The sequence below is a fragment of the Pseudomonas sp. D(2018) genome (genome assembly GCF_005502555.1).
Classification (GTDB): Bacteria; Pseudomonadota; Gammaproteobacteria; order Pseudomonadales; family Pseudomonadaceae; genus Metapseudomonas; species Metapseudomonas resinovorans.
In genome coordinates, this window is record NZ_SCOK01000058.1 from 1 (window position 1) to 13,525 (window position 13,525).

Annotated in this window: 14 protein-coding genes; 10 read left to right on the forward strand and 4 right to left on the reverse strand. The window is 63.1% G+C overall.

The genetic code is table 11. The features are described 5' to 3' along the window. Positions 1 to 55: 55 nt before the first annotated feature. The gene (locus FFS60_RS24610; protein ID WP_137823442.1) at positions 56 to 880 is read right to left on the reverse strand and encodes a transporter associated domain-containing protein; all 825 of its coding nucleotides are present in this window, start codon (positions 878 to 880) and stop codon (positions 56 to 58) included. Positions 881 to 887: 7 nt separating this feature from the next. Then, a complete protein-coding gene (locus FFS60_RS24615) occupies positions 888 to 1,688 on the reverse strand; it encodes an inner membrane protein YpjD (RefSeq protein WP_028630293.1) in 801 nt (266 codons plus the stop codon). 156 nt (positions 1,689 to 1,844) lie between these two features. Between FFS60_RS24615 and ffh the strand changes: the two genes are divergently transcribed. The 6 genes from ffh (at position 1,845) to FFS60_RS24645 (ending at position 5,930) form a co-directional block, all read left to right on the forward strand. Beyond that, the gene (gene ffh / locus FFS60_RS24620) at positions 1,845 to 3,218 is read left to right on the forward strand and encodes a signal recognition particle protein (protein ID WP_028630294.1); all 1,374 of its coding nucleotides are present in this window, start codon (positions 1,845 to 1,847) and stop codon (positions 3,216 to 3,218) included. 136 nt (positions 3,219 to 3,354) lie between these two features. Beyond that, on the forward strand, positions 3,355 to 3,606 hold the full coding sequence (rpsP, locus tag FFS60_RS24625; RefSeq protein ID WP_028630295.1) for a 30S ribosomal protein S16: 252 nt from the start codon (positions 3,355 to 3,357) through the stop codon (positions 3,604 to 3,606). 8 nt (positions 3,607 to 3,614) lie between these two features. After that, on the forward strand, positions 3,615 to 4,151 hold the full coding sequence (gene rimM / locus FFS60_RS24630; protein WP_137823443.1) for a ribosome maturation factor RimM: 537 nt from the start codon (positions 3,615 to 3,617) through the stop codon (positions 4,149 to 4,151). Positions 4,152 to 4,161: 10 nt separating this feature from the next. Then, positions 4,162 to 4,914 carry a tRNA (guanosine(37)-N1)-methyltransferase TrmD gene (gene trmD, locus FFS60_RS24635; protein ID WP_028630297.1) on the forward strand — a complete coding sequence of 251 codons (753 nt, stop codon included), beginning with the start codon at positions 4,162 to 4,164 and terminating at the stop codon, positions 4,912 to 4,914. 44 nt (positions 4,915 to 4,958) lie between these two features. Beyond that, complete coding sequence (gene rplS, locus FFS60_RS24640) at positions 4,959 to 5,309, forward strand: 50S ribosomal protein L19 (RefSeq protein ID WP_028630298.1); 351 nt, start codon at positions 4,959 to 4,961, stop codon at positions 5,307 to 5,309. Between the two features lie 192 nt (positions 5,310 to 5,501). Beyond that, a complete protein-coding gene (locus FFS60_RS24645) occupies positions 5,502 to 5,930 on the forward strand; it encodes an acyl-CoA thioesterase (RefSeq protein WP_028630299.1) in 429 nt (142 codons plus the stop codon). A gap of 45 nt (positions 5,931 to 5,975) precedes the next feature. Here FFS60_RS24645 and FFS60_RS24650 read toward each other — a convergent pair whose 3' ends face one another. Both FFS60_RS24650 and FFS60_RS24655 read right to left on the reverse strand, forming a co-directional pair. Continuing rightward, positions 5,976 to 6,656, reverse strand: a complete 681-nt coding sequence (locus FFS60_RS24650) for a hypothetical protein (RefSeq protein WP_028630300.1) — start codon at positions 6,654 to 6,656, stop codon at positions 5,976 to 5,978. Between the two features lie 95 nt (positions 6,657 to 6,751). After that, positions 6,752 to 8,590 (reverse strand): sodium:proton antiporter, encoded by a 1,839-nt coding sequence (locus FFS60_RS24655; RefSeq protein WP_028630301.1) that lies wholly within the window; start codon positions 8,588 to 8,590, stop codon positions 6,752 to 6,754. 76 nt (positions 8,591 to 8,666) lie between these two features. On the opposite strand from FFS60_RS24655, the gene xerD reads away from it, so the two are divergent. The 4 genes from xerD (at position 8,667) to thrC (ending at position 13,393) form a co-directional block, all read left to right on the forward strand. After that, positions 8,667 to 9,563, forward strand: a complete 897-nt coding sequence (gene xerD, locus FFS60_RS24660; protein ID WP_028630302.1) for a site-specific tyrosine recombinase XerD — start codon at positions 8,667 to 8,669, stop codon at positions 9,561 to 9,563. Positions 9,564 to 9,751: 188 nt separating this feature from the next. Further along, positions 9,752 to 10,480 (forward strand): disulfide isomerase DsbC N-terminal domain-containing protein, encoded by a 729-nt coding sequence (locus FFS60_RS24665; protein ID WP_028630303.1) that lies wholly within the window; start codon positions 9,752 to 9,754, stop codon positions 10,478 to 10,480. 110 nt (positions 10,481 to 10,590) lie between these two features. After that, entirely contained in the window at positions 10,591 to 11,895 is a 1,305-nt protein-coding gene (locus FFS60_RS24670) for a homoserine dehydrogenase (protein ID WP_028630304.1), read from the forward strand. Positions 11,896 to 11,983: 88 nt separating this feature from the next. Further along, positions 11,984 to 13,393 (forward strand): threonine synthase, encoded by a 1,410-nt coding sequence (gene thrC / locus FFS60_RS24675; protein WP_137823444.1) that lies wholly within the window; start codon positions 11,984 to 11,986, stop codon positions 13,391 to 13,393. Positions 13,394 to 13,525: the final 132 nt, after the last annotated feature.

A 13,525-nucleotide genomic window follows, 5' to 3' on the forward strand; every position in this document is an offset into this window, starting at 1 on the left:
GTCGGGGAGGGCGGGGAAATCCCCGGTCATCCATGGAGGCTGGCGCAGGTGGCTGCTAGGCCTTTGGCGTAAGCCCGGCGCGCCAGGCGAGTACGCGCTGTACTCGGTTTTCGCTGGATTGGAGGATTTCCAGGCGGTAGGGGCCGACCTTCAGGCACACGCTGCAGTCGGGAATCTGCTCCAGTGCTTCGGTGATCAGGCCGTTGAGGGTCTTGGGGCCGTCGCACGGCAGGTGCCAGCCGAGCACCCGGTTCAGTTCGCGCAGGTGTAACGCGCCGTCCAGCTCGTAACGGCCATCGTCACGGGACTGGATGCCGGGGTTGGGGGCGAAGTCTTCCAGGCTGCCGAACTCGCCGACCAGTTCCTGAAAAATGTCTTCCAGGCTGACCAGCCCCACCACGTCACCGTACTCGTCGACCACGATGCCAAGACGGCGCTTCTGCTTCTGGAAATTCACCAGTTGGGTCAGCAGCGGCGTGCTTTCCGGTACGAAATAGGTTTCACGGCTCACGGCCATCAGTTGCTCGGCACTGGTTGGGCCTTCGGTCAACAGGCGTGGCAGTTGGCGCAGGTGGAGAATGCCTTCGATCTGGTTGATGTCTTCACGATAGAGCGGCAGGCGGGTGTGGGTGGCGTTTTGCAGCTGCACCAGGAGTTCGTCCGGCGAGGCGTCCAGGTCGATGCCCTGGATTTCACTGCGGGGAATCATGATGGAGCTGACGGTAACCCGTTGCAGCGCATCGGCCACCGCCACCGGCAGGCGGGATTGTGGCTGGATTTCCACGCCATGGCGGCGTCGCGTCGCCAACCAGGCGACCAGCGCGCCGGCTACCAGGGAGAGGGTGATTCCGAGGAGTAGGCCGGCGAGCAGTCCGTGCATGGGATGGTCAGACGTGGAGGATGAATTCGCGGACCAGCTTGCTGCCGAAGTACGCCAGCATCAGCAGGCAGAAACCTGCCAGGGTCCAGCGGATGGCCTTGTGCCCGCGCCATCCAAGCTGGTGGCGGCCCCACAGCAGGACGCCGAACACGACCCAGGCGATGCAGGAAAGGATGGTCTTGTGTGCCAGGTGCTGGGCGAACAGGTTCTCGACGAACACCCAGCCGGAGATCAGCGACAGCGACAGCAGGCACCAGCCGGCCCAGAGGAAGCCGAACAGCAGGCTCTCCATGGTCTGCAGGGCCGGGAAATTCTTGATCAGCCCGGACGGGTGCTTGTGCTTGAGCTGGTGGTCCTGCAACAGCAGCAGCAGCGCCTGGAACACCGCCATGGTCAGCAGGCCATAGGCCAGGATCGACAGCAGGATGTGGGCAAGAATGCCGGGTTCTTCATTGATGGCCTGGGACGTGCCGCCAGGTACCAGTGCCGCCGCCAGCACCGTCAGGGCGCCGAGCGGTAGCAGCAGGAGCAGCAGGTTTTCGATGGGAATCCGCGCGATGGCCACGATGGTCAGCAGAATCACCGCTGCGGCGATCAGGCTGGCTGCGTTGAAGAAGTCCAGGTAGAGACCGGCCGGCGTCAGCAGCTGGAGGAAGAGCGCGGCGCAATGGGCGAGCAGGGCCACGCCGCCGCCGATGATCAGCAGGCGCTTGTCCGGCGTGGTGCGCTGGCTAAGGCGAAGGCCCTGGTAACCAGTAGTGCCCGCATAGAGGAATGCAGCCAGGAGGCTGGGCAGCAGAGGGTGCATAAGTCCTTGTAAGGCAAGCCCGAAAGGCAGTGAGTGTGGCATACAAGGCCTGCCGGTGAAAGACCGCTGGCGGTGTCGGCAACGCCGAGTCTTCGTTATACTCCGCCGCCTGCCGCAAGCTCAGCCGGGGCTCACGAGAGCCCGAAAGGAACGCGCATGTTTGAAAACCTTACCGACCGCCTCTCACAGACGCTGCGCCATGTCACCGGCAAGGCCAAACTGACCGAGGACAACATCAAGGACACCCTGCGCGAGGTGCGCATGGCTCTGCTCGAGGCCGACGTCGCCCTTCCGGTGGTGAAGGACTTCGTTGCCAAGATAAAGGACCGTGCGGTCGGTACCGAGGTTTCCAAGAGCCTGACCCCGGGTCAGGCCTTCGTGAAGATCGTCCAGGCCGAACTGGTCGAGCTGATGGGCGCTGCCAACGAGGACCTGGCGCTGAATGCCGCTCCACCGGCGGTGATCCTGATGGCCGGCCTGCAAGGTGCGGGCAAGACCACCACCGTGGGCAAACTGTCGCGCTTCCTTAAAGAGCGCAAGAAGAAGTCGGTGCTGGTGGTTTCCGCGGACGTCTACCGTCCGGCGGCTATTAAACAGCTGGAAACCCTGGCCAATGACATCGGCGTCACCTTCTTCCCGTCCGATACCAGCCAGAAGCCGGTGGATATCGCTGAGGCGGCGATCCGCGAAGCCAAGCTGAAGTTCATTGACGTCGTCATCGTCGACACCGCAGGCCGCCTGCACGTCGACACCGAGATGATGGACGAGATCAAGCAGGTCCATGCCGCGATCAAGCCGGTGGAAACCCTGTTCGTGGTCGATGCCATGACCGGTCAGGACGCCGCCAACACCGCCAAGGCCTTCAACGATGCCCTACCGCTGACCGGCGTGGTGCTGACCAAGGTCGACGGTGACGCCCGTGGTGGTGCCGCGCTCTCGGTGCGCGCCATTACCGGCAAGCCGATCAAGTTCCTCGGCATGGGCGAGAAGACCGAAGCGCTCGACCCCTTCCACCCGGACCGCGTGGCCTCCCGCATCCTCGGCATGGGCGACGTGCTCAGCCTGATCGAGCAGGCCGAGCAGACCATGGATCGCGAGAAGGCCGAGAAGCTCGCGAAGAAGATCAAGAAGGGCAAGGGTTTCGACCTCGAGGACTTCCGCGATCAGCTGCAACAGATGAAGAACATGGGCGGCCTCGGCGGCCTGATGGACAAGCTGCCGATGCTCGGCGGCGTCAACCTGTCTCAGATGGGCAACGCACAGAACGCCGCGGAGAAGCAGTTCAAGCAGATGGAGGCGATCATCAACTCCATGACGCCTGCCGAGCGTCGCGACCCGGAAGTGATCAGCGGTTCGCGCAAGCGCCGCATCGCGCTGGGCTCCGGCACCCAGGTGCAGGACGTTGGGCGTCTCATCAAACAGCACAAACAGATGCAGAAAATGATGAAGAAGGTCACCGCCAAGGGCGGCATGGCCAAGATGATGCGCGGTATGGGCAGCATGTTCCCCGGCGGCATGCCGAAGATGTGAGCCCCGGCCGCCGACCGGCGGCCAGCAAAAAGAGATTTGCAATCGGCCGGATAATCCTTAGAATATGCGGCCTTTCGGGCCCATGGCCCATGTGTGTGCATTGCTTGAAAAGCACCGACTATAGGAACGAAGTTCAATGGTAACCATCCGTCTTGCCCGTGGCGGCTCCAAGAAGCGCCCCTTCTACCACCTGACCGTGACCAACAGCCGCAATGCGCGCGATGGTCGCTTCGTAGAGCGTATCGGCTTCTTCAACCCGGTCGCCACCGGTGCAGAAGTGAAGCTCTCCGTGAACCAGGAGCGCGTCAGCTACTGGCTGAGCCAGGGCGCCCAGCCGTCTGAGCGTGTTGCTCAGCTGCTGAAGGAAGCTGCCAAGGCTGCTGCCTAAGCATCTTTATGAGCACGACGCCGGCTCCCGCCGATGAACTGATCGTTCTCGGCAAGATTTTCTCGGTGCATGGCGTACGTGGCGAGGTGAAGGTCTACTCCTTCACCGATCCGCTGGATAACGTGCTCGATTACCGCCGTTGGACGCTCAGGCGTGACAACGAGGTAAAGCAGGTCGAAGTCATCAGTGGACGCGTACACGGCAAAGTCCTGGTGGTAAGGCTGAAAGGCTTGGACGATCGCGAAGTCGCTCGTACCTACGCAGGATTTGAAATCTGTGTCCCTCGCAGCGAACTGCCGGAGCTCGACGAAGACGAGTTCTACTGGCATCAGCTGGAAGGTCTCAGTGTGATCAATCAGGACGGGCACTTGCTCGGTCGAATCGATCACCTGCTGGAGACCGGTGCCAACGATGTGATGGTGGTCAAGCCTTGCGCTGGCAGCCTCGATGATCGTGAGCGCTTGCTGCCCTATACGGAGCAGTGCGTGCTGTCGATCGATCTGGACGCTGGCGAGATCCGGGTGGAGTGGGACGTTGATTTCTGAGAGGCCTGACATGAAAAGCATGCAGGTCGAAGTTATCAGCATCTTCCCCGAGATGTTCGCCGCCATCAGCGAGTACGGCATTACCAGCCGCGCGGTGAAGCAGGGGCTGCTCAAGCTCAACTGCTGGAACCCACGGAGCTTCACGGAGGACCGCCACCAGACGGTGGATGATCGGCCCTTCGGTGGCGGCCCGGGCATGGTGATGAAGATTCAACCCCTGGAGCGGGCCCTGGCAGCAGCCAAGGCAGCGGCAGGGGATCGAGCGAAGGTTATCTACCTCTCGCCGCAAGGGCGCCAGCTGAAGCAGGCAGCCGTGCGCGAGCTGGTGAATGAGGAGGCTTTGATCCTCATTGCCGGGCGCTACGAAGGCATTGACGAACGCTTCATTGAAGAGCACGTCGATGAGGAATGGTCGATCGGAGACTACGTCCTGTCCGGCGGTGAGCTGCCGGCCATGGTGCTGATCGATGCGGTGACGCGGTTGCTGCCCGGAGCGCTGGGCCACGCGGACTCCGCCGAGGAGGACTCCTTTACGGATGGACTGCTCGATTGCCCGCATTACACCCGACCGGAGTTGTATGCAGGCAAGCGTGTTCCTGAGGTGCTGCTCAGCGGCAACCACGAACACATCCGGCGATGGCGTTTGCAGCAGGCGCTTGGGCGCACCTGGGAACGTCGGGCTGATCTTCTGGATTGCCGCTCGCTTTCTGGAGAAGAGAAAAAGCTGCTGGAGGAATACATCCGCCAGCGGGACGATAGTTAACGTATCGATGGCACGCCCAGAAGGCCTGCCTTAGGAGCATAGCGATGACCAACAAGATCATTCAGCAACTCGAAGCTGAACAAATGAATAAAGAGATTCCGGCTTTCGCCCCGGGCGACACCGTAATCGTTCAAGTTAAAGTGAAGGAAGGCGACCGTTCGCGTCTGCAGGCCTTCGAAGGTGTGGTCATCGCCAAGCGTAACCGCGGCCTGAACAGCGCTTTCACCGTGCGCAAAATTTCCAACGGCGTAGGCGTTGAGCGTACTTTCCAGACCTACTCCCCGCTGGTTGACAGCCTGAGCGTCAAGCGTCGCGGTGACGTGCGCAAAGCCAAGCTGTACTACCTCCGCGACCTGTCCGGCAAGGCAGCTCGTATCAAGGAAAAGCTGGCCTAATCGCCGCAGCTTTCCCCAAAAACCCGCCCAGGTTCGCCTCGGCGGGTTTTTTATTGGCCGTGGGAAGGGGATAATCCGCGCCCCGCTGGTGCCGCCAGCCGGGAGCAACTGCCCATCCGGCAGCGCACAGAAGAACGACAAGAGTCGCCGCACGAGTGGCAGCCACATGAGTTCGATTCAGGTAGTAGTGGCATGACCCCGAGAGAGCAAGAAATCGCCCGCAGGACCGAGCTGTCCGAGAGCCGGGTGACCAAGGCGGTGTTCCCGCCCAGCACTAACCATCACAACACCCTGTTCGGCGGTACTGCCCTGGCCTGGATGGACGAAGTGTCCTTTATCACCGCCACGCGCTTCTGCCGTTTGCCGCTGGTGACTGTTTCCAGTGACCGCATCGACTTCAAGCACCCGATTCCGGCGGGCTCCATCGTCGAACTGGTCGGGCGGGTGGTGAAGGTGGGTAACACCAGCCTCAAGGTGGAGGTCGAGGTGTTCGTCGAGGACATGTACAGCGCCTCCCGCGAAAAGGCCATTACCGGCCTGTTCAGCTTCGTCGCCATCGACGCGGAGAAGCGCCCGGTGCAGGTTCTGCCAGACCATCCCCCGGCCGCCAGCGCCGCATGAATGCAAAAGGCACCCACAGGGTGCCTTTGTAGTATCCCGCCGGGTTCAGTTGCGCATGCTGATCTTCAGCGATGCCTGGGACAGGTCGATGTTGTTCAGCGTCAGGCTGCCGAAACTCTGGTCCTGTGGCGCGCCTGCGACGCGGATGTTGTCGAAGCGCAGTTCGCCGATGGAGCTGGGTAGTCGCACATTCACGGAGCCGTCCGGGTTGACCATCGAGGTCATCTTGCTGGTGTCGTAAACCACGTCTTTCATCGAGGTTTCCGCATCCAGGCTATCCAGCACCGGCATCACCAGCTTCGCCAGGTGCTTTACCGCCCCCAGCCCGTCGCCGCTTTCTGCCTGCAGGAACAGACCCTGCAGCACATCGTCCAGGCCCTGGGCGCTGACGCTGCTCATCTCCAGGTCTGTCAGCGGGCGCAGGCCCTGCGGGGTTTCCTGGCGGCTGATGCTGGCGGGCGGCTGCAGGCGCTGGATGTCGGCGCTGGCCATCTGGAAGGGGCTCATCAACGCGGCCACGAGGGTAGCCGCCAGACGCAGATTGCTCTGCTTCTTCAGGGCCTTGGTCAGTTGCTTCTGGGATAGCAGGCCTTGCGCTATCAGTACTTCACCCAGCCGCATCTTGCTGGTGAGTTGCATCTTGATCGCGGCATCCAGCTCCTGGGGGGTGATCAGGCCCTTGTTGATGAGGATCTGCCCCAGGCGGGAATTCATTTGGTTGGCCATGTTCCGGTACCGGCAATGGGTGATAGCAAGATGAAATCATCCACGGCCAGCCCGATCCTGTCACCAGACTAAGGATAGGCTGGCCATGCCGCCTGTCAGTGTGTTTGGACCAGTGTGCGATCGGCGGTAACACCGGGTTGCGCTTCGGTTTCGATCAGGGACACCAGGGTCCAGTCTTTCTCCGGCGTGAAGTCCAGCGGCTGCCCTGCCAGATGCGTCCAGCCCCGCGGATCCAGGGCCAGCAGCAGGGTGGCGCGATCGCCGTGCAGGGCCTGGTACTCGCTCCAGCCGAAGGTTGCGGTCAAGGTGGTGGTGCGCACGTCAGCGCCCTTGGACAGGTAGCTGGCGAACTGCGGATATGTCAGTGCCTGGTTGCCCAGGGGACGGCCGCGTACCGTATCGCTGGTGCGGTGCTTGTCGCTGCGCCGGCTTTCGTTGCCGCTGGGTAGTGTGAATCGGCGCTGCGCACTGAAATCGTGGCGGAAGTGCATGCAGGCCAGGGCATTCAGTTCGCTGGACGGGGAGAGTGCCAGCAGGTGGCCGAGACCTACCAGGTCCAGGTGTGCTTCGGCGTGTTGCGACGTCGGATTGCCAAAGTAGGTCGGCAGGTTTTCCATGCGCGCGGCGCGGATGTTCTCCCAACTGGAGTCGGTGAGCAGCACGCGGATATCGAGGTTCTGCAGGGCCTTGCCCACCTCACGAGCTACCGGGTTGGCGCCGATGATCAGAAAACCCGATGGCGCCGGTTCGGCGACGTTCAGCAGCCGTGCCAGCGGTCGGGATGTTGCGCTTTGCAGCACCACGGTGCCGATGATCACCAGGAAGGTCAGGGGCACCAGCAGTTGCGCCTGTTCGTGGCCCGCTTCCATCAGGCGCAAGGAGAAGATCGCGGACACCGCCGCCGCGACTATGCCGCGCGGCGCGATCCAGGCCAGCAGCGCGCGCTCCCGCCAGTTCAGGCTGGAACCCAGCGTACTGACGGCGACGTTCAACGGGCGTGCGACGAACTGGATCACCGCCAGCAACAGCAGGGTTGCCGGGCCCATGGCCACCAGGGCAGCAAAATCCAGACGCGCGGCAAGCAGGATGAACAGCCCGGAAATCAGCAAGACGCTGAGGTTTTCCTTGAAGTGCAGGATTTGTCGCACGTCCACGCCACGCATGTTGGCCAGGCCCATGCCCATGACGGTCACCGCCAGCAGGCCGGACTCATGCACCAGCAGGTTGGCGCCGATGAATACCCCCAGCACGGCAGCCAGTGCCGCGAGGTTCTGCAGGTATTCCGGCAGCCAGTGGCGTCGCAGTACCAGGCCGAACAGCCAGCCACCGGCCGCGCCCAGCGCAGTACCGCAAGCGATCACCGCGGCAAAAGTCGAAAGGCTGGCGCTCCAGCCGCCGTCGTCGCGGCTGACAATGAAGCTGAACACCACGACCGCCAGCAATGCACCGATGGGATCGATGACGATGCCTTCCCAGCGCAGGATGTTGGCGATCGAGGATCGCGGCCGCACCACGCGCAGCATCGGGACGATGACGGTGGGCCCAGTGACCAGCGTCAGGGTGCCGAACAGCAGTGACAGCTCCCAGGAGAAACCCAGCAGCCAATGAGTGGCGACAGCAATCACCGCCCAGGTGATCAATGCGCCGACCGTGACCATGCGCCGGACGACGGTGCCGATTTCCCGCCATTCGGAGAAGTGCAGGGTAAGGCTGCCTTCGAAGAGGATCAGCGCTACCGACAGGGAAATCAGTGGGAATAGCAGCGGGCCGAACAGCGCCTGCGGGTCCAGCAGGCCGGTAGCCGGACCCGCGAGAATGCCCGCCAGCAGCAGGAAGAGGATGGCCGGTAGGCGCAGGCGCCAGGCCAGCCACTGGCAGAACAGAGCGGCCGCGCCGATGCCGCCCAGACCTAGCAGAATATGGTGTTCGCTCATCGAGACTCCTTGTCGGGGATGAAATCGGTTTACGCCCGTGGAAGACTAGCGCGTCTCACACGCCAAGCAGTCTGCCATGCCCGCCCTGGATCACCTTCTGATTGACCGCTTCCTCGACGCCCTCTGGCTGGAAAAAGGCCTGTCCGAACATACGCGTTCGGCTTATCGCAGCGATCTCGCCCATTTCAACGGCTGGCTCGATGAACGCGGTCTGGCGCTGGACAAGGCCGGACGCGACCTGATCCTCGACCACCTCGCCTGGCGCCTGGAGCAGGGCTACAAGGCGCGCTCCACCGCGCGCTTCCTTTCCGGCCTGCGCGGTTTCTACCGCTTCCTCCTGCGGGAGAACCTGATCGTCGAAGACCCGACCTTGCAGATCGACCTGCCGCAACTGGGGCGTCCCTTGCCCAAGTCGCTGTCCGAGGCCGATGTGGAGGCGCTGCTGGAAGCGCCGGAGCTGGATGATCCTATCGGCCTGCGTGACCGCGCCATGCTTGAAGTTCTCTACGCTTGTGGCCTGCGCGTCACCGAGCTGGTGAGCCTGACCCTGGAACAGGTCAACCTGCGCCAGGGCGTGCTGAAGGTGTTCGGCAAGGGCAGCAAGGAACGCCTGGTTCCCCTGGGCGAGGAGGCCATCGCCTGGCTCGAGCGTTACCAGCGCGAGGCGCGGCCCTTCCTCCTCGACGGCAAGCCCAGCGACGTGCTGTTCCCCAGCCTGCGTGGCGAGCAGATGACCCGCCAGACCTTCTGGCACCGCATCAAGCACCAGGCCCAGGTCGCTGGAATCAGCAAGTCACTGTCGCCGCACACCCTGCGCCACGCCTTTGCCACCCACCTGCTCAACCACGGCGCCGACCTGCGCGTGGTGCAGATGCTCCTTGGCCACAGCGACTTGTCCACCACGCAGATATACACCCACATCGCCCAGGCTCGTCTGCAGGAGCTGCATGCCCGCCACCATCCACGGGGGTGAGCCAGGCAGAGGCGCCACGACAGGGATGTCATGCACAGGTCCCGGACCTCACGCATGCGTCGCTTCCTTCCGACGAATTCCCCGGCCGTTCTCCCACAACGGCCGCCGGGCGTCCGACATCTGTGCGCCAGGGCTTCTGTGTTAGGCTTGAGCGATTTCCGTACGTCCGCTGCTCGACAGGAGTACCCATGCGCGTGACCCGTCTTATCGCCGGTCTGGCCCTCGGCCTTGCCAGCACCATCAGCCTCGCCGACGACCCGGACCAGGCCATCCGCAAGACCCTCGACGCCCTGGAGCTCGGCTTGCCCATCGAATCCATCGGTGAAAGCCCGATGACCGGCATCTACCAGGTCCAGCTCAAGGGCGGCCGTATGCTCTACACCAGCGCCGACGGTCAGTACCTGATGCAGGGCTACCTGTACCACGTGCAGAACGGCAAGCCGGTGAACCTTACCGAGCAGGCCGAGAGCCGCTCCATCGCCAAGGAAATCAACGCCATCCCCGCCGGCGAGATGGTGGTGTTCTCGCCCAAGGAGCCCGCCAAGGCCCATATCACCGTGTTCACCGACACCGACTGCGGCTACTGCCAGAAGCTGCACAGCGAAGTGCCGGAGCTGAACCGCCGCGGTATCGAAGTGCGTTACGTCGCCTTCCCGCGCCAGGGCATCGGCAGCCACGGCTACAACAGCCTGGTCAGCGTCTGGTGCAGCAAGGACCGCCAGGCTGCCATGAACAAGGCCAAGTCCCGTGAGGATCTTCCCGCCGCGACCTGCGATAACCCGGTGGCCAAGCAGTTCGAGCTGGGCCAACTGATTGGCGTCAACGGTACTCCGGCCATCGTGCTGGGCAATGGCCAGATGATTCCGGGCTATCAGCCGGCTCCGCAACTCGCGAAGCTGGCCCTTGAGGCCAAGTAATCCGGGCACCTGCCTCGATTGACCAATATTCAGCCGCTTCGTAAAGTGCGGCTCTTTTCCTCGGCCGGGACACTCCCGGCCGCTTTCGCAGTGATGATGGGGAGTTCAGCGTGAAGCCGGTAAAAGTAGGCATCTGTGGCCTTGGGACCGTCGGTGGCGGCACCTTCAACGTACTCAAACGCAACGCCGAGGAGATTGCCCGCCGTGCCGGGCGTGGAATCGAGGTTGCCCAGATTGCCGCTCGTCGTCCCAACCCGAAATGTGATACCGGCGCTACCCCCATCACCGCCGACATCTTCGACGTGGTCAACAACCCGGAAATCGACATCGTCATCGAGCTGATCGGTGGCTACACCCAAGCCCGCGAGCTGGTCATGAAGGCCATCGAGAACGGCAAGCACGTCGTTACCGCCAACAAGGCGCTGATCGCCGTGCACGGCAACGAAATCTTCGCCAAGGCCCGCGAGAAGGGCGTCATGGTTGCCTTCGAAGCCGCCGTGGCCGGCGGCATCCCGGTGATCAAGGCGATCCGCGAAGGCCTCTCCGCCAACCGCATCAACTGGCTGGCCGGCATCATCAACGGCACCGGCAACTTCATCCTCACCGAAATGCGTGAGAAGGGCCGTGCCTTTGAAGACGTGCTCAAAGAAGCCCAGGCACTGGGTTACGCCGAAGCCGATCCGACCTTCGACGTCGAAGGCATCGATGCCGCCCACAAGCTGACCATCCTCGCCTCCATTGCCTTCGGTATCCCGCTGCAGTTCGACAAGGCCTACACCGAGGGCATCTCCAAGCTGACCAGTGCCGACGTGAACTACGCCGAAGCCCTGGGCTATCGCATCAAGCACCTGGGCGTGGCGCGTCGCACCGACAGCGGTTTCGAGCTGCGCGTGCACCCGACCCTGATCCCGGCCGACCGCCTGATCGCCAATGTCAACGGTGTGATGAACGCCGTGATGGTCAACGGTGACGCTGCTGGCAGCACCCTGTACTACGGCGCTGGCGCCGGCATGGAGGCCACCGCGTCCGCCGTGGTCGCCGACGTGGTGGATGTGGTTCGCGCGCTGACCACCGACCCGGAGAACCATGTGCCGCACCTGGCGTTCCAGCCGGACTCGCTGTCCGACCACCCGATCCTGCCGATCGAAGCCTGTGAGAGCGCCTACTACCTGCGCATCCAGGCCAAGGACCACCCGGGTGTGCTGGCACAGGTCGCGTCCATCCTGTCGGAGCGTGGCATCAACATCGAATCCATCATGCAGAAAGAAGTCGAAGAGCAGGACGGCCTGGTGCCGATGATCCTGGTTACCCACCGGGTCGTCGAGGCGCGCGTCAACGACGCCATCGCCGCGCTGGAAGCTCTGGAAGACGTGGTAGGCAGCGTCGTGCGCATCCGCGTCGAGCAACTGAACTAAGCAGCCGCCGGGCGCAGGTGCCGTCGCGAGGGGCGATCCCCCGGAGCGACGCACCGACCCCGGCCGCTCGAAACCAAGGTTTTAAGACATGCGCTATATCAGTACCCGCGGCCAGGCTCCGGCCCTGAACTTCGAAGACGTGCTGCTGGCTGGCCTGGCCAGTGACGGCGGCCTCTACGTCCCGGAAAACCTGCCGCGCTTCACCCAGGAAGAAATCGCCTCCTGGGCCGGCCTGCCGTACCACGAACTGGCCTTCCGCGTGATGCGCCCCTTCGTGGCCGGCAGCATTGCCGATGCCGACTTCAAGAAGATCCTCGAGGAAACCTACGGCGTCTTCGCCCACAACGCCGTGGCGCCGCTGCGCCAGTTGAACGGCAACGAGTGGGTGCTGGAGCTGTTCCACGGTCCGACCCTGGCCTTCAAGGACTTCGCCCTGCAACTGCTGGGTCGCCTGCTCGACCACGTGCTGAGCAAGCGCGGCGAGCGGGTGGTGATCATGGGTGCCACCTCCGGTGACACCGGCTCGGCCGCCATCGAAGGCTGCAAGGCCTGCGAGCACGTCGACATCTTCATCATGCACCCGCACAACCGTGTGTCCGAGGTGCAGCGTCGCCAGATGACCACCATCCTCGGCGACAACATCCACAACATCGCGGTCGAGGGCAACTTCGACGACTGCCAGGAGATGGTCAAGGCCAGCTTCGCCGACCAGGGCTTCCTCAAGGGCACCCGTCTGGTAGCGGTCAACTCGATCAACTGGGCGCGGATCATGGCCCAGATCGTCTACTACTTCCACGCGGCCATCCAGCTGGGTGGTCCGGCACGTTCCGTGGCGTTCTCCGTACCGACTGGCAACTTCGGCGACATCTTCGCCGGCTACCTGGCGCGCAACATGGGCCTGCCGATCAGCCAACTGATCGTCGCCACCAACCGCAACGACATCCTGCACCGCTTCATGAGCGGCAACCAGTACGTCAAGGACACCCTGCATCCGACCCTGTCGCCGTCTATGGACATCATGGTGTCGTCCAACTTCGAGCGCCTGCTGTTCGACCTGCACGGTCGTAACGGTGCTGCCATCGCCAACCTGATGGACACCTTCAAGCAGGGTGGTGGCTTCAGCGTCGAGGAAGACCGCTGGACCGAAGCGCGCAAGCTGTTCGATTCGCTGGCCGTGGATGACGCAGCCACCTGCGAAACCATCGCCGAGGTCTACAACGAGTGCGGCGAGCTGCTGGACCCGCACACCGCGATCGGCGTGCGCGCCGCCCGCGAATGCCGCCGCAGCCTGGCGACCCCGATGGTCACCCTGGGCACTGCCCACCCGGTCAAATTCCCGGAAGCGGTGGAGAAGGCCGGCGTCGGCCAGGCCCCGGCACTGCCGCCGCACCTCGCCGATCTGTTCCAGCGCGAGGAACGTTGCACCGTGCTGCCAAACGACCTGAAGCAGATCCAGGCCTTCGTCAGCCAGCATGGCAACCGCGGCAAGCCGCTGTAAGTCAGAGCGCCTGAAACGAAAAGGCCGGCTCCCGAAAGGGGCCGGCCTTTTTCATGTTTGTGATTCCTCGCGAGGGCGTATAAATCCTGTAGGGACGAATTCATTCGCCAAGCAGGCCGAAGGTCTGCCCCG